Below are 16,945 nucleotides of genomic sequence, written 5' to 3' on the forward strand. Positions count from 1 at the left end.
CGTTGCCCGGCTGAGGGGACCCCCCCGCCTCGCCGTTACGTGGCCGGGCATGCCCCCGCGTCGCCCCGACCCAACGTGTGTGACCATCGGCTCCCTACTGACAAGTAGTAACGGAGACCACAGGAATGTACCCGATGGCCATGCACGTGTGAACTGCATCTGCACAATTAACCCTTCGTCAACAGCGGGCAAACGTTACAGGTTCCGTCAGCTTTCCTCTCTGGTCGTGAATTATGTTGCACCGGAGCGCTTTTCACCGATATTTGCGTTTCCGTAACGGATCCGTAGCTCAGTCTTGAGCACCTTGCCGGCGGGGTTGCGCGGCAACGCATCCACAATCTCGAGCGCCTTGGGATGCTTGTAGCGCGCCAGCCGCTCGGTGAGGAATTCCTCCAGCTCGTCGAGCAGCAGCTGGTCGCCCGCGACGGCCGCGACCGCGATCGGCACCTCGCCCCATTTCTCGTGGGCGCGCCCGATGACCGCGACCTCGACGATGCTGGGGTGGCTGGCCAGGACGTTCTCCACCTCCGCGCAGTAGATGTTCTCGCCGCCGGAGATGATCATGTCCTTCTTGCGATCCACCACCCACACGTAACCCTCGTCGTCCATCCGGACGAGGTCGCCGGAGTGGAACCACCCGCCGGCGAAGGCCTCCGCGGTGGCCTCCGGGTTGTTCCAGTAGCCGCTCATCAAAGTTGGTGCGCGATAAACGATTTCGCCGACCTCGCCGGTCGGCACGTCGTTCATGTTCTCGTCGACCACGCGGGCGGCCACGGTCGGGATCACCTTGCCGACCGAGCCGCGTTTACGGATCGCGTCCTCCCCCGGCAGCATGCAGGTGACGGGAGACATCTCGGTCTGGCCGAACGCGGCGAGGATCTGGGTGCCGGGGAACGTCGCCGACATCTCGCGCAGCAGCGCGTCGGGCGCCGGCGCGGCCCCCCAGGACATCACCCGCAGCCTCAGGTCGCGGGGCCGGGCCCGTTGCTCGGCGCAAACCGCCTGCCACTGCGCGGGCACCAGGAACAGGCCGGTGACCTTCTCTTCGGCCAGCACGTCGAGCAGTTGCCCCGGCTCGAACGCGCCGAGTGGGTAGATCACCGTCGGGGTGCCGAGCAGCAGCCCGGTCAGCATGTTGCCGATGCCCGCGATGTGGAAGAACGGGACGCCGACGAAACCGACGTCGTTGTTGATGTCGGCGCCGTTGGTGTACAGGCCCGTCATGGTCTGGCCGGTCAGGTTGGTGTGGGTGAGCACGGCGCCCTTCGGCCGGCCCGTGGTGCCCGAGGTGTACATGATCAGCGCCGGCGAATCGTTCGGAATGTCGACGTGGTCATGCGAGGCGCCCTGCTCGCCGATCAGGTCTTCGTAGCCGAGCAGGCGCTCGTCGCCCGCGCCGCCGGCCACGACGATGGTGTCCAGCAGTGGCTCGACCTCGCGCACCCCGGCGGCCACCGGGACGAGCACCGACTCGGTGATCATCACGCGGGCTTCACAGTCCTGGACCAGGAAGGCGATCTCGGCCGGGGTGAGCCGGAAGTTCAGCGGCACGGCGATGGCGCCGAGCATGTTGACCGCGAGCACCGATTCGACGAATTCGGTGCGGTTGAGCATCAACACCATGACCCGGTCGCCGAAGCCGACTCTCCGCCGGCTCAACGCATCGGCCAGCGCCGCCACCCGCTGCCGCAGGTCCCCCCACGTCACGGTCTTGCCCAGGAACCGCAGCGCCGGGGCGCCCGGTTGCATCAGGGCGTGCCGCTCGAGTTGGGTCACCCAATTCTGCCGCCGGGCGAGGTACGGCTGCTCCGTCCCCTGCGTCAGATGGCTCGCTAATTGCGCGGTCACTCCGGCCTTCCCCTTCACTCGCGCACCGCTTGCGCCAGGTTGATATTTGATAAAACATGGTGTTGTCTGGGTCACATTATGGCCTGAAAGCCCTGCTGACAAGCCCCGACAAAAGTTTCAAACCAACCTCCGCGACGCCCCGAAAGCCCTGGCAGCCCCCGTGAACGCACCGATATCCACGCGACTGAGGCGCCGACGGCCCCTGCGCCGGGCACAGTTGTCCGACGAGGTCGCGGGTCACCTCCGGGCGGCGATCATGTCCGGGGCGCTGCGGCCGGGGACGTTCATCCGCCTCGATGAGACTGCGGCCGAGCTCGGCGTCAGCGTCACGCCGGTGCGTGAAGCCCTGCTGAAGCTGCGCGGCGAGGGCATGGTGCAGCTCGAACCGCACCGCGGCCACGTCGTGCTGCCGCTGACCCGCCAGGACGTCGAGGACATCTTCTGGCTGCAGGCCACCATCGCCAAGGAGCTGGCCGCCGCGGCAACCGACCACATCACCGACGCCGAGATCGACGAGCTCGAACGCATCAACGAGGCGCTCGCGGCGGCCGTCGGGTCCGGGGATGCCGAGACCATCGCGGGCATCGAGTTCGCGTTCCATCGGGTCTTCAATCAGGCGAGCGGGCGAATCAAGCTGGCCTGGTTCCTGCTCAACGCCGCGCGCTACATGCCGGTGCTGGTGTACGCCGCCGATCAGCAATGGGGCGCCGCCGCCGTCGACAACCACCGGCAGCTGATCGCGGCGCTGCGCCGGCGCGACGCCGCCGCGGTGATCGAGCACACCGTGTGGCAGTTCACCGACGCGGCGGCGAGGCTGACGGAAATGCGGGACCGCACCGGCATCTTCGACTAGCGGCGATCACGAGCGCGGCCGCAAGGCCGGGCGAAGTGGGTCGCCGCCATCTTCGACTAGCGGCGATCACGAGCGCGGCCGCAAGGCCGGGCGAAGTGGGTCGCCGCCATCTTCGACAAGCGGCCGCGATCAGGACGAGCCGGCGGCCAGCTGTTCGGCGCGCTTCTTGAGGCTTTCGGCGAGGTGGTCCAGGACGTTGTTGAGGAGTTGCTTGACCATCGGCGCCGGAACCGGCATCGAGGTCTCGACGTCCAAGTCCACGGTCAGCAAGCTCGAGGTGCCCATCTCCACCACGCTGAACAACTGCTCCTGCTTGGTGAATAGGTCGCCCTGCTGCAGGACGGTCTGGATCTGGTTCTCCCCCGGGTAGTACACGGCCTGGATGAACACGCTCTGCATGCCTTGGTAGTCGGTGTCGAGCCGCAGCTGGCTGGGGCGCCCATCGTCGTAGCGGGCGAGCACCCAGAGGCCCTTGATCTCCTCGTTCCACTGCGGGTAAGCCTCGAAGTCGGCGACGATGGCCATGATCAAGGCGGCGTCGGCGCTGACTTCGACGGTCTTGCTCATAACTGGCATTGGCGAAGCATAGCCGGGTGGGCAGCACGCCCCGACGCTGCGGCCGGGCGGCGATTGTCGCGAAAGCCCCGGCGCGGCGGGCAATCTCGGGCCTATCGGTCCACGCGGGCCGTCGACAGCAACGACCGGATGGGGTCGGGAATTTCGATCGGCTTGCGGCTGGCGCGATCGACGTAGACGTGCACCCAGTGGCCCAGCGCGGTGATGGGCTGGGCCTGCCCGTCCCGCGCCGCGCGGAAGACGCCCAGCCGATACGTCACGCTGCTGCGGCCCAGCCGGGTCACCGCGACACCCACCGTGAGGCCTTCGGGGAAGTGCAACTCCGAGAAGTACCGGCAGCCCGACTCGGCGACGATCCCGAGTGCGGGCGTGGTGAGCGGGTCGAGGCCGGTGCTGGTGTTGATCCACGCGTTGATGGCGGTGTCGAACAACTGGTAGTACACGGCGTTGTTCAGGTGGCCGAACATGTCGTTGTCGGCCCACCTGGTTCCCACCGGCCGCAACACCGGGAAGTCGTCGCTGGTGAGCCCGTCCGGCGCCGGCGGCACCGCCGGAGCCGGCGAGACCGGAGGTTCCGCAGCCATGGTTGTATTCCAGCATGGTTCAGATTCGGGGGGCCGTGCTGGACCGGATCGGTCTGGCCCGCCCGTACGCCGAGTCCCGGCCGATCCGCGTCGTCGATCTCGACTTGGATCCGCCCGGCAGCGGTGAGGTGATGATCCGCATCGAGGCGGCCGGCGTCTGCCATTCCGACCTGTCGGTGGTCGACGGCAACCGGGTGCGGCCGGTGCCGATGCTGCTCGGTCACGAGGCGGCCGGGATCGTGGAGGAGATCGGTGCCGGCGTTTCGGATCTCGCGATCGGTCAGCGGGTCGTGCTGGTGTTCCTGCCGCGGTGCGGCCGGTGCGCGGCCTGCGCGACCGGGGGTCTGACACCGTGCGAGCCGGGCAGCGCGGCCAACGCCGCCGGGACGTTGCTCGGCGGGGACATCCGGCTCAACCAGGACGGCCACCGCGTCTACCACCACCTCGGGGTGTCGGGCTTTGCGACGCACGCGGTCGTCAACCGCGCCAGCGTGGTCCCGGTGCCACCCGACGTGCCCCCCGAGGTTGCCGCCCTGCTGGGCTGCGCGGTACTGACGGGCGGGGGCGCCGTGCTCAACGTCGGCAATCCCCAACCGGGTCAGACGGTCGCCGTCGTCGGGCTGGGCGGTGTCGGGATGGCCGCGGTGCTCACGGCGCTGACCTACGACGGTGTGCACGTGGTCGCCGTCGACCAACTGCCGGACAAGCTGGCCGGCGCGCGTGCCCGGGGCGCGCACGAGGCGTACACGCCGCAGCAGGCCGTCGACGCCGGCGTGAAAGCCGCGGTGGTCATCGAGGCCGTCGGCCATCCCGCGGCGCTGGAGACGGCCATCGCCCTCACCGGGCCGGGCGGCCGCACCATCACCGTCGGGCTGCCGCCGCCGGACGCACGAATCACGGTGTCGCCGTTGGGTTTTGTCGCCGAGGGCCGGTCGCTGATCGGCAGTTACCTGGGTTCGGCGGTGCCGAGCCGGGACATCCCCCGGTTCGTCGCGCTGTGGCAGTCGGGCCGGCTGCCGGTGGAGGCGCTGGTGTCCTCGTCCATCCGGCTCGACGAGATCAACGCCGCGATGGACAACCTCGCCGACGGCACCGCCGTGCGGCAACTGATCACGTTCGACTGACTACCGCGGGTGTAACGGCGCGACGGGCTCCACCGCCGCGTCCGGCAGGCGGTGTTCTTCGATGTAGTCCCAACGGATTTGGTAGCCCAGTCCGGGGGTCGACGGTATCTCGACGAACCCGTCCGAGGTGAGCGGGTCGCACGGCGCCGTCAGGTAGGGCGGCGCGGCGTCGTAGCGGGCGCCGGGCCCGAGCAGGCCGCGCTCGTAGTACTCGCAGACGTCCTCGCTGGTGGCGCCGAGCACCTGCAGGTTACCGAAGCCGCTCATGTGCAGCTCGCACCGCACGCCGACCGCCTCGCACATCCCGGCCAGCTTCATCACGCCCGTGATGCCCCCACGCAGGACGTCGATGCGGCTGATGTCCGAGGCGTGGCGCAGGATCCAGTCCGCCCGGGTGAAGAGGCCGCCCTCGGCGATCTCGGGAGAGCAGATCGGGATGTCGAGTTCGTCGCCGAGTCGCCGGTAGGACTCGACCCGGTACTCCGGCATCGGGTGCTCATACCAATAGAAGCCCAGCCGCTCCAGCTCGCGGCCGACCCGCAGCGCGTCCTCATAGGTGTGGTAGGTGCCCCACGGGTCGAACATCAGCACCATCTCGTCCCCCACCGCCGCCCGCACCTCACGACACACCCGGATGTCCCAGTCCACATACGACGGCCGCGGCAACGCGAACTGACCCGTCGCCGGATTCCAGTAGTGATAGGGGTGGATCTTGTAGGCGCCGTAGCCCTGACCTTTGCATTCGACGGCGTGCGCGGCGTACGCCTCGGGCGGTCCGAGATTGTTGAAACTGCTGGCGTAGGCCTTGACCCGGTCCCGGGCGCCGCCCAGCAATTTGCGGACCGGCAGCCCGGCGGCTCGGCCCGCCAGATCCCAGAGTGCGAGATCGATGACGCTGCAGACGTTTTCGGGTAGCTTGGCCGCCCACAGTTGCCGCCATATCTCGGCCCGGTCGAGCGGGTCCTGGCCGGCCAGCAGCGGGCTAAGGAATTGGGTGATGATCGCGCGGTCCCCCGGCAGCAGGCCGTCCTGGTCCCCGTGGAAGTGGCCGCCGAAGTAGTAGCCCTCGATGCCCTCGTCGGTGGTCACCTTGGTCACGGTCTGCACCACCCGGTAGTCGGTCATCAGCTGCCCGAACGAGATTCGGTCGACTTGTGTCTCGAACGGCACGACCTGGAGGCCGGTGATCTTCATGGCAGACATTCTGCCGACGCTCCGGGCCCTCAGGGTAGAGGCGAAGGTCCCGCGCGGCTCCCGTGCAGGGCGCGTCCCAATGCGTGCCCCTGCAGCGCGAACAGGTACTCGGATGTCGGCGAATCGGGCAACAGCGAGTCGAATCCGTGGCAGGTGCCGGCGAACACGTGCAGTTCGGCCGACACCCGGGCGTGCAGCAGGTGCAGCGCGTAGTCGACCGCCTCGTCGCGGAAGGGATCGATCTCCGCGCACGTGATCAGCGCCGGGGCCAGCCCGTCGAACCGGTCCCGCCGAGCGGGCACGGCCGCGTCCGGCCTGGCCGTTCCGCCCAGGTAGTGGCCCCACATCAGGTCGGCGGCCGCACCGTCGAACGCCGGGCTGCTACGAAACTCCTTCTTGGACGGGGTGACTCGATCGTCTAGCACCGGCTGGTGCAGCAACTGGAAGACGACCGGGGGCAGTGACCCGTCGGCCGCCGCCTGCGCCAGGCACGCGGCCAGGGCGGCGCCCGCGCTGCTGCCGGCGACGGCGAGCCGGGCGGGATCGACGCCGAGCTTGCCGGCGCCGGCCACCACCCACCTCAGCACGGCGCTCGCGTCGGCGAGCGCGGCCGGGTAGGGATGCTCCGGCGCCAGCCGGTAGCCCACGGACACCACCGTGCAGCGGCCGCGGCGGGCCAGTTCGACGCACTGGCGGTGGTCGGTGTCCAGGTTGCCCAGGGCGAACCCGCCGGCATGGCAGTAGACCACCACGGGTCCCGGTGTCTGCCCGCCGCGATAGATCCGCACCGGCACCGGCGACTCGGCCGGCACCGTCTCTTCGCCGATCTGGACACCGCGCGCGTCGGTCTGCTCGGCGGCGGCCCGCCGACGCTCGTTGAACGGCTCACGGGTGAGTTCGATTGAGCCGAAAGAAAAGTCGGTGCGGGTGGTCGCGATGGCCCGCAGTGCGGGGTCAAGCCGCTCGACGCCGTCCAGCTCCGTCATCGCGTTCCGCGCTCTGACGCCGTCAATGTACCGGCCACAGAATCGGCGGTGGGCTCGAAGTGGAAGTCACCCGGTGCGAACCTGCGCGTCATGCCCCAGAAGCTGCGAGCGCTTCGCGGCCATTGCGTCACCACGCGGCCGTTCGGGGCGCGGAAGTAGTTGCTGCACTGGGTGGTCCAGACGGTGCCGACCATCCAGCGGTCGATCTTGGCGACGAAGTCCGCGAGCGCGGCGGGCCGCACCGAGATGTAGGTCTTGCCCTTGCGCCGCAGGTGTTTCAGCGCCCGCACGATGTAGCGCGCCTGCGCCTCGAGCATGAAGATCACGCTGTTCGAGCCGACATTGGTGTTCGGGCCGTACAGCATGAAGAAGTTGGGAAAACCGGGCACGGCCATCCCCAGGTAGGCGTGCGCCCCGTCGCGCCAGGCCTCGCGCAGGGTGGTGCCGCCCTCCCCGCACACGTCCAGTTCGCCCAGATAGTCGGCGGCCGCGTAGCCGGTGGCACACACCACCACGTCGACCTCGCGTTCGGTGCCGTCCTCGGTGACCAGGGACCGCGCCCGCAGGTACCGCGCCGGGCTGGTCAACACCTCGACGTTGGGCCGGGTCAGCGCCGTGAGGTAGTCGGAGGAGAACACCAGCCGCTTACATCCCAGGGGGTGGGTCGGGGTGAGCTTGCGGCGCAATTCCTCGTCGGCGACGGTCTTTTCGAGCAGACCCAAAGCGGCCGACGTGAACTCCCGGGTCTTGTCGCTGCCGTTCTCGATCACCGATATGTTGGCTTCGCTGCGTAACCACAGCCGGGTCCGGTACAGCCTTTTGGCGCCCGGGACGTGGGCGAACGCCCAGCGCTCGCGCCGGGTGTAGTGCCGGTCGGGCTTGGGCAGGATCCAGGTCGGCGATCGCTGCACCGAATACACCTGGCCGGCCACCTTCGCCAGTTCGGGCAACAGCTGCGACGCCGTGGATCCCGTGCCGAGCACCGCGATCCGCTTGCCTTCCAGCGGGATCGAATGGTCCCACCGCGCCGAGTGCAGCACCGTTCCGGTGAACGGCTCCTGCTCCACGAGATCGGGCAGGAGCGGGCGGGTGAACAGGCCGACGGCGGAGACCACCACATCGAAGTGGTGGAGTCGGCCCTCGGCCGTGGTCAGGCACCACCGCCGGGTGTCTGCCTCCCACCGCGCGGCCCGGATGTCGGTGCGCAGCTTCAGGTGCGGGACCAGCCCGTACTTGTCGGCGCATCGCTGGAAGTACGCCAGTATCTCGGGCTGCGCCGACCACAGCCGCGACCAGTCCGGATTCAGGTCGAACGAGTAGGAGTACAGGTGCGATTTGACGTCGCACGCCAGTCCCGGATAGGTGTTGATCCGCCAGGTGCCGCCGACGCCGTCCTCGCGGTCGAAGATGGTGAAATCCCGAAAGCCGGCCCGCGACAGTAGGATTCCGAGCGCCAGCCCCCCTGGCCCGGCGCCGATGATGCCGATCGTGGGGCCGGTCATCGGATCTGCACGCATTGGCCGCCGTCGACGACCAGTTCGGCGCCGGTGATGAACGACGCCGCCTCGGAGACCAGGAACGCGACCGCGTCGGCGACCTCGCGCGGCTGGCCGATCCGCCCGAAGGCCGACGACGCGGCCAGCCGCAGCTGGGTGGCGTCATCGAGCATCGGGGTCGCGATCGGCCCGGGGAACACCGCGTTGACGCGGATCCCGAAGGGGGCCAGTTCGGCGGCGGCGTTCTGGGTCAGGCCGCGCAGCGCCCACTTCGCCGAGCCGTAGGCGGCGTGGTGCGGGAAGGGGCGGATGGCGCCGGTGCTGCAAATGTTGACGATGGCGGCCTGGGTGGCCGCCCGCAGGTGTTCCAGCGTCGCGTGCATGCCCAGAAACGCGCCCAAACAGTTGACCCGCCAGGAGTTTTCGAAGTCATCGGCGGTCTCGTCGGCCAACGACGCCCGGTGCAGCACGCCAGCGTTGTTGACCAAGGTGGTCAGCGCGCCGAAGCGGTCGACCACGGCGCGCACGGCCGACCCCCACCGGGACTCCGAGGTGACGTCGAGTTCGATCGCGATCACCCCATCGTCGCCCAATTCGCCCACCAGGCCGTTCAGCTCGTCGACGCGCCGGTCGCAGGCGGCCACCGAATAGCCGTTGGCGCGCAGCCGATTGGCGATGGCCCAGCCCTGGCCGCCGGCGGCGCCGGTGACGAGGGCAACGCGTTCATTCATGATGGTGTGACCTCGGGGGTGTCGGACAGGCCGCGCCCGGTGACGAACTGGCACCGCCGCCGCCGGAAACGCCATTGCCCGTCGGTGCGGACCATTTCGTCGTCATACAGGGCCGGCCGTAGGTGCAGGTCGCCCGCCCGGACGAACAAGACCTGCGACCGGGCCGTCGCGCTGTCGCCGTGGACGGCGATGCGGGAGACTCCGGTCAGGTGCAATCCGTGCGGGGCGTCCCTGAACATCTTCCCGATGCCGTCGTGTCCGGCGAAGACCCGTCCGTAGACCAGGAATTCGGCGTCGGGGGTGAACAGGCCAAGGCACTCGTCGATGTCGCCCGCGTCGAGCGCGAGCGCGTAGCCGGCGAGCAGCTCGCGGATCGCTTCCGGGTCATCCGCCATCGGTGGCCTCCCGCAGGTGCTCGGCGGCTCCCCGCCGCAACGCATGCGATTCGGCCGTCAGCGTGATCATCGACAGCCCCAGCTTCGCCATGGCGCGGCCCGTCGTGCCGTCACCGGCGTGGATGCCGGTCACCAAACCGGCCGCTGTGGCCACCCGGTGGGTTTGCACGATCGCATCGAGAACGGCCGGCTGCGTGGTTGCGCCAGCCACATCGACGCCGAGGGAGAGCGCCAGATCGGCGGGCCCCACGTAGAGCCCGGCGAGCCCGTCGACGGCGCAGATCTCATCGAGGCTGGATAGCGCCGCGGCGGTCTCGATCATCGCGAACACGCTGACCCGAGATTCCAGCGCGGCGGTGTCGCGGCCCAGGCTGGCCCGCAGCGGGCCGAAGCTGCGGATACCCGCGGGCTGGTAGCGGGTGGCGGCCACCGCCGCGGCGGCCTGGTCCGCCGACTCGATCATCGCGATGACCACGGCGTCGGCGCCGGCGTCCAGCACGCGCCCGATCGGTGCCGCGTCGGCGTTGGGCAGCCGCACCACGGTTCCGATCGGAAGGTGCTCGATCCGGCGCAGCATGCCGGCGATGTCGGCGTCGTCCAGGTAGCCGTGCTGGGCGTCGAAGCCCACGTAGTCGTAACCGGCCCTGGCGAATTCCTCGGGCCCGAGCAGGGTGGGACCGGTGATCCAGCCGCCCCATATCGGCCCACCCCGGTTCAGCGCCCGTTGCAAAACGCTCTGCGAATTGTCCGTCACGCGGGATGTCCGATCGCGATCTTGATGCGCTCGGGGACGGGGCGACAGGCCAAGTCGAAGGCGCCCTGCACGTCGTCGACGCCGAACGTGTGCGTCAGGTAGGTGGTGAGGAGGTCGGGGTGTTCGGCGGCGAACTTGCCGGCGAGTTCGAGCATCCGCCGCCGGTCCAGTGTCACACCGGATTTCAGCGTCAGGTTCTTGCGCAGCATGGCGCGCATGTTGATGGGGTAGGCGTCGTCGTCGGCGACGCCGAAGTAGAAGACGGTGCCGCCGGGGGCGGTGGCATCGATGGCGTGGCCGAGCGTGGCGACCTGGTGACCGACGGCCTCGATGACCACGTCGGCGCGGTCGGCGGCGGCGAGCTGGCTCACCCACCGGTCGCTGGTGGCACGCACCGGGTCGTCGACCCCGAAAGCGGCTGCCGCGCTTGACCGGTCGACGGGATCGACCCCGGTGACGCGCCGGGCGCCGGCCGCCTTGGCCACGTAGGAGAACAGCAGACCGATCGACCCCTGACCGATGATCGCCACGTGCTTGCCGGCGAGATCCGGCAGCTGCTCGCAGGCGTACAGGACGCACGCGAGCGGTTGCAGGCCGACCGCCTGCGCCGGGGTCAGTGCTGGGTCGTACGGCGCGAGGCCGTCGCCGTTGCTGATTACGCGTTCCATCATGCCGTCGAACCCGGACGCCCAGCCGACGACCCGGTCGCCGGCACGGTGCGCGGGATGCCGGCTGGCGATCACCTCACCGGCGACTTCATGGATGGGGAAGCCGTCCTTCTCGGCCGCGCTGGTCCCGTCGTCGCCCGGAATGCGCCCGCGGGCACCGCGAAAGGCGGGCAGATCGCTGCCGCACACGCCGGCGGCCATGAACCGCAGCAGGACCTCGCCGTCGGCGAGGCACTCGGGCGTCTTTTCCGGGATCGTGGTCCGCTCGAACCGGTAGGGCGCGATGATCCGGTAGGACCACACGTCAGACCTCCACCGGGATGTTGTTCCAACCCCACTGAAAACTGGAGGGCAGCCGCCTGGCGGCTTTGGCCTGAACCGCGAAGTCGGGCACCCGGCGCAGCCATTCCTGCAGCAGCACAGCGACTTCCAACCGGGCCAGGTGGTAGCCGATGCAGAAGTGTTGCCCGCGACCGAAGGCCAGCGAGCGGCGGATGGGCCGGTCCCAGATGAAGTCGTCGGGCTCGGGATATTCCCGTTCGTCGCGGTTGGCCGAGGCGAGCAGCGTGATGACGCGCTGCCCGGGCCGGATGGTCTCGCCATGAATGGTGAAGGGCTTTCGCGCGGTTCGGGCGAACCACTGCGCCGGCGCGCAGAACCGGATCATCTCCTCGCGCGCTACGGGCACGTTGTTCTCGAGGTCGGCGCGCACCGCGGCCAGCTGGTCGGGCCGCTGGATGAGCTCCCACAACCCGTGGGCGACGATCTTGGGCACCGTCTCGGTGCCGCCGATGAAGATGCAGAGCATCTGGGTGGCGACTTCGACGTCGTCGAGCGGGCTGCCGTCGGGCAGGCGGTAGCCGATCAGGCCGTCGACGACGGCGAGCGGCTCGCCGGACTGGTCGGCGCGGCGGCGCCGCACCGCGGGCAGCAGGTATTCGAAATAGTTGGGTCGCGCCTGGGCGGTGTCCACCCCGACACCGGCCTCGGCCAGGCTGCCCGCATTGACCGCGGCCAGCACCTGCGGCGCGAGATCGGTTGAAATGCCCAGCAGTTCGCACACCACAGAGGCGACGACGATGCCGCCGTAGTCCTGAGTCAGGTCGAACGAACCGCGCGGCAACAGCTCGTCCAGCCGCTCATTGGCCAGCCGGCGGATGCGCGCCTCCCAGCCGGTGACCGCCCTGGGGCGCAGCGGCTGGGAGTGGGCGCGGCGGATCTCCGCGTACAGGTCCGTGTCGAACACCGCGTGGAACGGCAGGGGATGCAACGGCGGGTCGTCGACCGGGCCGGTGTTGTGCTCGGCCAGGACGCTCGCCGCCGGCAGGGTGCCTTCCGACGCGACGAACGTGCCGTCGTTGACCTCAAGCACCTGCCAGATGTCCTCGAAGCGGGACAGCGCGTAGGTATCCCACTGCGGCATGTAGTAGACGGGATAGTGGTCGCGCAGGATTCGGTAGTAAGGCAGCGGATTCGCCATCACCTGCGCGTCGAAGGGGTCGTAGGCGAAGTCCGCGAAACCCGGCGCCGCTGGCTGTCCCGTCACTGCAGCGGCGAGGGCGGTAGGGCTTGCAGGATCGAGTCCTCCCAGCCGTCGCGCAGGGCGGGCGCCACACTCATCCAGGTGACGATCTCGGCGGGCGGGCTGTCTTTCCACGAGGGGTAGTGATTCGCGAAGCATTCCCAGCCGCCGTCCAACGCCCAGTAGTGGATGACCTCGTTGTAGCGGAAGGTCGTGGTGAACGACCCAAGCCAGCGCTTGCCGGTGCGTTCCGACCAGGGGACGTAGAGGCGCTCGAGTTCGCGGATGTAGTCGTCTTGACGCCCCGGCTTTGTCTGCATGATCTCCTGAATCACCAGCGGCGCAGTGAAATTGGTCTCGCGCAATTGGGCGAGGTTTTTGTTACTGGGCCCGGGGTACATGATTCGGCCCTCCCCCGCGGCGCCGATGTCGGCCAGGAACGCCGACCATTTGCCCGCCGCGGCCTCGTGGCTGCCGCCGCGCGCCTGGGCGGCCCCGATGCGCGCGTAGTCGGCGAACCCGTCGATCTCCCAGATGATCGTCACCTGGGGCCAGTGACCGTTGTACGGCGTGGTCTCCCAGATCGCGAACAGCCGCGCGCCCAGCTCGTCCATCATCGGCCGGTAGGTATCGCAGAAAACCTCGGTGAAGTGGTCGCTGCGCCCGGCGCCGAGCGAGACGGTCTCGTGCAAATAGAGCAGCGTGTGCCCGTAATACTTCTTCATCAGTCGAGCCGGACCAGCCCCGAGTCGCCGCGCCCACAGGTTCCCCAGTCGCAGAGCAGGGTCTCGGTGGAATACACCGTGGGGCAATCGATTCCGGCCGCCGCCAGCGCGTGACCCTTGAACCTGCGCGCCGCCGCGCTGAGCGCGTACTGTGCGCGGGCCATCCCGCGATCCACCCGCAGCGGCCACCCGGTCGGCGCTCGGCCCCACAACGCGACTTCGGTCATCCGGTCGTCCAGCGACTCGAGCACCCGGTCGCGCACCCGCGCGTCCGCCGCGAACGCCTCGGCGCTCACGGCCAGGCTCTCACTCGTCGCGCCCGGGCCCATCGCGGCGAAATACTCCTCCACATCCAGGGCATGCACACCGAGGATCCGCAGCGATCGGGCGTCGCCGCCACCCGGCAGGAGCACGGTTACCTGCCAACCGGCCATCGCCCGGTCATAGAGCCACCCGCCGGCCGATTGGACGACATCGAGGGCGCTCGCCGCGATGACGTCGAGCCGATATCGCAGACAGTCGCGGTCCGCGCGGCCGGCTCGGGCGGCCTTCACCCGGCCGCCGTGGCTGATGTCGAAGGTTGACGTGACCATGCAATCCGTTCCTCACCGCCGCACCGAAACTGGCGCTTACCGCAACGCTTGTCCTGGGCTGGGTGCCGCCTCGCGCGGCTCACCGGACAGCGTGACACTTAGGAGCAATTTTGTAAAGGCGCGACCGGTGGTCACGAGCCGCGGCGCGCCTTCAGTTCGGCCAGCACTTCGTCGGTGTGCTGACCGAGTTCCGGTGCCGCAGAACGCGGCGCCCAGGGTGTGCCGTGGAAATCGGCCGGGGTGGCGACCATCGCGACGCCGGCTTCCCCGTCGGGCACGTCGACGATGCCGCCCGCGGCGTGGAACTGCTCGTCGGCGACGACGTCCTCCAGGCTGTTCACCGGTGACCAGAAGAAGTCGGGCTCGGCGGCGAAGGCCTGCGCCCATTCGTCGAGGGTCCGGGTGGCGAAGATGGCGTCCAGTTCGGCGATCAGTTCCGCCGCGTTGGCGAAGCGCGCGTAGGCGTCGGCGAAGCGGGGATCGTCCAGCCACTCCGGATGGCCGACGACGCGACACAGCGGGGGCCAGTGCCGGTCACCCTCGAGCCCGACGATCCAGAACCGCCGCCCGTCGGCGGTCGCGTAGTTGTTCATGCAGGGGTTGCCCATCGATTCGCGTTGCCCGATCGCGATCGGCTGGCCGGTCAGCAGATAGGTGTTGAGGTCGAAGCTCACGGTGTAGGCGCCCTGGCGATAGAGCGAGGTGGTGACCAATTGGCCGGTTCCGGTGCGCTGCCGGGCGACCAGCGCCGCGCAGATCGCCGCGGCCAGCGTCATGCCGGCCGAGTGGTCACCCATGCCGCCGCGCTGGAACGGCGGGGTGTCACCCGGGCGGGTCAGCAGGTGAGCCACGCCCGCGCGCGACCAGAACGCGGCCACGTCGTAGGCGGCCCGGTCGGCGTCGGGCCCAGTCTCGCCGTAGCCGGTGATCAGGCCGTAGACCAGGCGGAGATTACGGGCGGCCACCGATTCGAAATCCAGCCCCAGGCGTTGCAACGCGCCGGGCCGCACATTGGTGACGAAAACGTCCGCGTCGGCAAGCAATTCGAACGCGGTGTCGAGGTCCGCCTTCTCCGCGAGATTCAGCACGACGCTGCGCTTGGAACGATTGTCCATTTCGAACGGCGGGTTGACACCCAGGTCGCAGCCCAGCATCCGGCCGAACAGGCGTCCGGGGTCACCGCTCGGCGGCTCGATCTTGACGACGTCGGCGCCCCAGTCGGCGAGGATGCCGCCGGCGGCCGGCCCGGCCACCCAGACCCCGAGCTCGACGACCTTGATGCCCTCCATTGGTCCCGCCATGGCTAAGTTCCTACCCTGCGCTCTCCGGATGTCACGCCAGCGTGACGCTGCATAGTGAGTGCCACGCTAGCGTGACATTCGGTGGCGTTTGCGTGCGATGGAAGGAGCGCCATGAGCCTGGTAGCCGGACGTGGTCCGCTCAGCAGTGATCCGGCCGGGCGATTCTCGCCCCCGCTGCCTGACGACGTCGTCTTCATCGAACCTCATCCGCGTCGGGTGCAAGCGTTCCAGGATGGACGCCTGGTGATCGACACCGAAGGGGCCCTGCTGGTCCACCGGCGGGGCCGACCGCTCAGCTACGTCTTTCGCGCCGAGGACGTCGGCGATCTGCCCACCGAGCCCGAGCCGGAGGCGCCGGGGTTTGTCCATGTGCCGTGGGACGCCGTCGACACCTGGCTGGAAGAGGGCCGAGAACTCGTCCACTACCCGCCGAATCCCTATCACCGCGTGGACTGCCGGCCCACCAAACGCCGGCTGCGCGTCTCGGTCGCGGGCACGGTGCTGGTGGACACCGACGACACCGTGATTCTATTCGAGACCGCCTTGGCGCCAAGGCTTTACGTCGACCCGGTGCACGTGCGCACCGACTTGCTGCGGCGGTCGGACACGGTGAGCTACTGCAACTACAAGGGTTTCGCCACGTACTGGTCTGCCGACGTGGACGGCCGCGTCGCCGAGGACGTCGCGTGGAGCTACTCAGATCCGCCACCAGAAAGCCTGCCCATCAAGGGTTTTCTGAGCTTCGACCTCGCCCGGGTGGACGTGGTGGCCGAGCTGCCGCACACCGGCGGTTAACTCGCGAGCCCGACGATCGCCAGCATGAACAGCACACCGCCGATCGTGCATGCGAGGGTCGCCGAGGTTCGGCGGCCGGCGTGTGCCCTGGGCAGGATGTCGGCGCCGGCCAGATACATCAGGAAACCGGCGAAGAACCCGAGGTACACCTCGAGCAGGCGATGGGGAATCGTCACCGCCAGGGTGAGAGCCGCCCCGGCCACCGGCGCGACCGCGTCGGCGCCGAGCAGGGTCAGGGCCCTCCGCCGGTCGTTTCCATATAGCGAGGTGACGGTGTAGGTGTTGAAGCCGTCGGCGAAATCGTGGCCGATCACCGCGACCGCCACCACCGCACCCGCCGCCGCTCCCGCCTGGAATGCGGCGCCAATGGCGAATCCGTCCATGACGCTGTGGCCGATCAGACCCGACGCGGCGACGATCCCGACGCCGGGCGCGTCCGGATCACCGGCATCCTCCGATCCGTCGCCGCGATGGATGCCCACCGCGTGTTCGATGACGTGCAGTACGAGAAAGCCGAGGACGAACGCGAGCAGCGGAGCCGGTATGCCGAAAAGGACCCAGTACCGTTGGCTCAGCGCTTCCGGCAGCAGGTCGAAGGCCACGGCGCCGAGCATCAAGCCGGCGGCCAGGCCGAGCACCAGATGGCGGTAGGAACCGATCCGCAGCGCCGCATACCCGCCCAGCAGCGTGGTGATAAAAGAGCCGAGGGCCACGAGAACCACCACTGCGGGCCCACCTCTCTGCGACCGGTACCCGGTGAAAAGGTAGCGCGCGACCCGGCGATCGGCGACCCGGCGACC

The 16,945-nt window shown here is 69.1% G+C and carries 18 protein-coding genes; 3 read left to right on the top strand and 15 right to left on the bottom strand.

Annotated features, from left to right (window positions below; genetic code table 11):
* Positions 1 to 231 precede the first annotated feature (231 nt).
* Complete coding sequence (gene fadD5, locus A5681_RS05020) at positions 232 to 1,848, bottom strand: fatty-acid--CoA ligase FadD5 (protein ID WP_067270193.1); 1,617 nt, start codon at positions 1,846 to 1,848, stop codon at positions 232 to 234.
* Between the two features lie 160 nt (positions 1,849 to 2,008).
* Between fadD5 and A5681_RS05025 the strand changes: the two genes are divergently transcribed.
* Positions 2,009 to 2,701, top strand: a complete 693-nt coding sequence (locus tag A5681_RS05025; protein ID WP_082968199.1) for a GntR family transcriptional regulator — start codon at positions 2,009 to 2,011, stop codon at positions 2,699 to 2,701.
* A gap of 129 nt (positions 2,702 to 2,830) precedes the next feature.
* Here the strand turns inward: A5681_RS05025 and A5681_RS05030 are convergent, their stop codons facing one another.
* A complete protein-coding gene (locus A5681_RS05030) occupies positions 2,831 to 3,277 on the bottom strand; it encodes an SRPBCC family protein (protein WP_067270004.1) in 447 nt (148 codons plus the stop codon).
* A gap of 92 nt (positions 3,278 to 3,369) precedes the next feature.
* Positions 3,370 to 3,861 (bottom strand): acyl-CoA thioesterase, encoded by a 492-nt coding sequence (locus A5681_RS05035; RefSeq protein WP_067270006.1) that lies wholly within the window; start codon positions 3,859 to 3,861, stop codon positions 3,370 to 3,372.
* Between the two features lie 14 nt (positions 3,862 to 3,875).
* Between A5681_RS05035 and A5681_RS05040 the strand changes: the two genes are divergently transcribed.
* Positions 3,876 to 4,985, top strand: a complete 1,110-nt coding sequence (locus A5681_RS05040; protein ID WP_067270197.1) for an alcohol dehydrogenase catalytic domain-containing protein — start codon at positions 3,876 to 3,878, stop codon at positions 4,983 to 4,985.
* Here the strand turns inward: A5681_RS05040 and A5681_RS05045 are convergent, their stop codons facing one another.
* The 11 genes from A5681_RS05045 to A5681_RS05095 form a co-directional block, all read right to left on the bottom strand.
* Complete coding sequence (locus A5681_RS05045) at positions 4,986 to 6,179, bottom strand: enolase C-terminal domain-like protein (protein ID WP_067270009.1); 1,194 nt, start codon at positions 6,177 to 6,179, stop codon at positions 4,986 to 4,988.
* 29 nt (positions 6,180 to 6,208) lie between these two features.
* The gene (locus A5681_RS05050; RefSeq protein WP_067270011.1) at positions 6,209 to 7,165 is read right to left on the bottom strand and encodes an alpha/beta hydrolase; all 957 of its coding nucleotides are present in this window, start codon (positions 7,163 to 7,165) and stop codon (positions 6,209 to 6,211) included.
* Positions 7,162 to 8,667, bottom strand: a complete 1,506-nt coding sequence (locus A5681_RS05055) for a flavin-containing monooxygenase (protein WP_067270013.1) — start codon at positions 8,665 to 8,667, stop codon at positions 7,162 to 7,164. Before A5681_RS05055 ends, A5681_RS05050 begins: the two co-directional genes overlap by 4 nt.
* Complete coding sequence (locus A5681_RS05060; RefSeq protein WP_067270030.1) at positions 8,664 to 9,392, bottom strand: SDR family NAD(P)-dependent oxidoreductase; 729 nt, start codon at positions 9,390 to 9,392, stop codon at positions 8,664 to 8,666. Before A5681_RS05060 ends, A5681_RS05055 begins: the two co-directional genes overlap by 4 nt.
* Complete coding sequence (locus A5681_RS05065) at positions 9,389 to 9,787, bottom strand: nuclear transport factor 2 family protein (RefSeq protein WP_067270036.1); 399 nt, start codon at positions 9,785 to 9,787, stop codon at positions 9,389 to 9,391. The genes A5681_RS05060 and A5681_RS05065 overlap by 4 nt, the downstream gene beginning before the upstream one ends.
* The gene (locus A5681_RS05070; protein WP_067270038.1) at positions 9,777 to 10,541 is read right to left on the bottom strand and encodes an HpcH/HpaI aldolase family protein; all 765 of its coding nucleotides are present in this window, start codon (positions 10,539 to 10,541) and stop codon (positions 9,777 to 9,779) included. Before A5681_RS05070 ends, A5681_RS05065 begins: the two co-directional genes overlap by 11 nt.
* Complete coding sequence (locus A5681_RS05075) at positions 10,538 to 11,512, bottom strand: zinc-binding dehydrogenase (protein ID WP_067270043.1); 975 nt, start codon at positions 11,510 to 11,512, stop codon at positions 10,538 to 10,540. Before A5681_RS05075 ends, A5681_RS05070 begins: the two co-directional genes overlap by 4 nt.
* A 1-nt stretch (position 11,513) precedes the next feature.
* A complete protein-coding gene (locus A5681_RS05080) occupies positions 11,514 to 12,689 on the bottom strand; it encodes a cytochrome P450 (protein WP_067270200.1) in 1,176 nt (391 codons plus the stop codon).
* Between the two features lie 62 nt (positions 12,690 to 12,751).
* Positions 12,752 to 13,456, bottom strand: coding sequence for an NIPSNAP family protein (locus A5681_RS05085; RefSeq protein ID WP_067270045.1), 705 nt, complete (start codon positions 13,454 to 13,456; stop codon positions 12,752 to 12,754).
* Positions 13,456 to 14,049: a hypothetical protein gene (locus A5681_RS05090; RefSeq protein ID WP_067270046.1), complete on the bottom strand. Its 594-nt coding sequence runs from the start codon at positions 14,047 to 14,049 to the stop codon at positions 13,456 to 13,458. Before A5681_RS05090 ends, A5681_RS05085 begins: the two co-directional genes overlap by 1 nt.
* A gap of 131 nt (positions 14,050 to 14,180) precedes the next feature.
* Positions 14,181 to 15,350 carry a CaiB/BaiF CoA transferase family protein gene (locus A5681_RS05095; protein ID WP_067270050.1) on the bottom strand — a complete coding sequence of 390 codons (1,170 nt, stop codon included), beginning with the start codon at positions 15,348 to 15,350 and terminating at the stop codon, positions 14,181 to 14,183.
* A gap of 111 nt (positions 15,351 to 15,461) precedes the next feature.
* Here A5681_RS05095 and A5681_RS05100 point away from each other — a divergent pair, with 111 nt between their 5' ends.
* The gene (locus A5681_RS05100) at positions 15,462 to 16,145 is read left to right on the top strand and encodes a DUF427 domain-containing protein (RefSeq protein ID WP_067270052.1); all 684 of its coding nucleotides are present in this window, start codon (positions 15,462 to 15,464) and stop codon (positions 16,143 to 16,145) included.
* Here A5681_RS05100 and A5681_RS05105 read toward each other — a convergent pair.
* Complete coding sequence (locus A5681_RS05105) at positions 16,142 to 16,870, bottom strand: ZIP family metal transporter (protein ID WP_067270054.1); 729 nt, start codon at positions 16,868 to 16,870, stop codon at positions 16,142 to 16,144. The genes A5681_RS05100 and A5681_RS05105 overlap by 4 nt on opposite strands.
* Positions 16,871 to 16,945 lie beyond the last annotated feature (75 nt).

The sequence above is a fragment of the Mycobacterium scrofulaceum genome (genome assembly GCF_001667885.1).
Lineage (GTDB): Bacteria > Actinomycetota > Actinomycetes > Mycobacteriales > Mycobacteriaceae > Mycobacterium > Mycobacterium scrofulaceum_C.

Coding starts and splice junctions, on each gene's coding strand:
- A5681_RS05030 (WP_067270004.1), bottom strand. CDS start 3,277: ATGCCAGTTATGAGCAAGACCGTCGAAGTCAGCGCCGACGCCGCCTTG.
- A5681_RS05035 (WP_067270006.1), bottom strand. CDS start 3,861: ATGGCTGCGGAACCTCCGGTCTCGCCGGCTCCGGCGGTGCCGCCGGCG.
- A5681_RS05040 (WP_067270197.1), top strand. CDS start 3,876: ATGGTTCAGATTCGGGGGGCCGTGCTGGACCGGATCGGTCTGGCCCGC.
- A5681_RS05045 (WP_067270009.1), bottom strand. CDS start 6,179: ATGAAGATCACCGGCCTCCAGGTCGTGCCGTTCGAGACACAAGTCGAC.
- A5681_RS05050 (WP_067270011.1), bottom strand. CDS start 7,165: ATGACGGAGCTGGACGGCGTCGAGCGGCTTGACCCCGCACTGCGGGCC.
- A5681_RS05055 (WP_067270013.1), bottom strand. CDS start 8,667: ATGACCGGCCCCACGATCGGCATCATCGGCGCCGGGCCAGGGGGGCTG.
- A5681_RS05060 (WP_067270030.1), bottom strand. CDS start 9,392: ATGAATGAACGCGTTGCCCTCGTCACCGGCGCCGCCGGCGGCCAGGGC.
- A5681_RS05065 (WP_067270036.1), bottom strand. CDS start 9,787: ATGGCGGATGACCCGGAAGCGATCCGCGAGCTGCTCGCCGGCTACGCG.
- A5681_RS05080 (WP_067270200.1), bottom strand. CDS start 12,689: ATGGCGAATCCGCTGCCTTACTACCGAATCCTGCGCGACCACTATCCC.
- A5681_RS05085 (WP_067270045.1), bottom strand. CDS start 13,456: ATGAAGAAGTATTACGGGCACACGCTGCTCTATTTGCACGAGACCGTC.
- A5681_RS05090 (WP_067270046.1), bottom strand. CDS start 14,049: ATGGTCACGTCAACCTTCGACATCAGCCACGGCGGCCGGGTGAAGGCC.
- A5681_RS05095 (WP_067270050.1), bottom strand. CDS start 15,350: ATGGCGGGACCAATGGAGGGCATCAAGGTCGTCGAGCTCGGGGTCTGG.
- A5681_RS05100 (WP_067270052.1), top strand. CDS start 15,462: ATGAGCCTGGTAGCCGGACGTGGTCCGCTCAGCAGTGATCCGGCCGGG.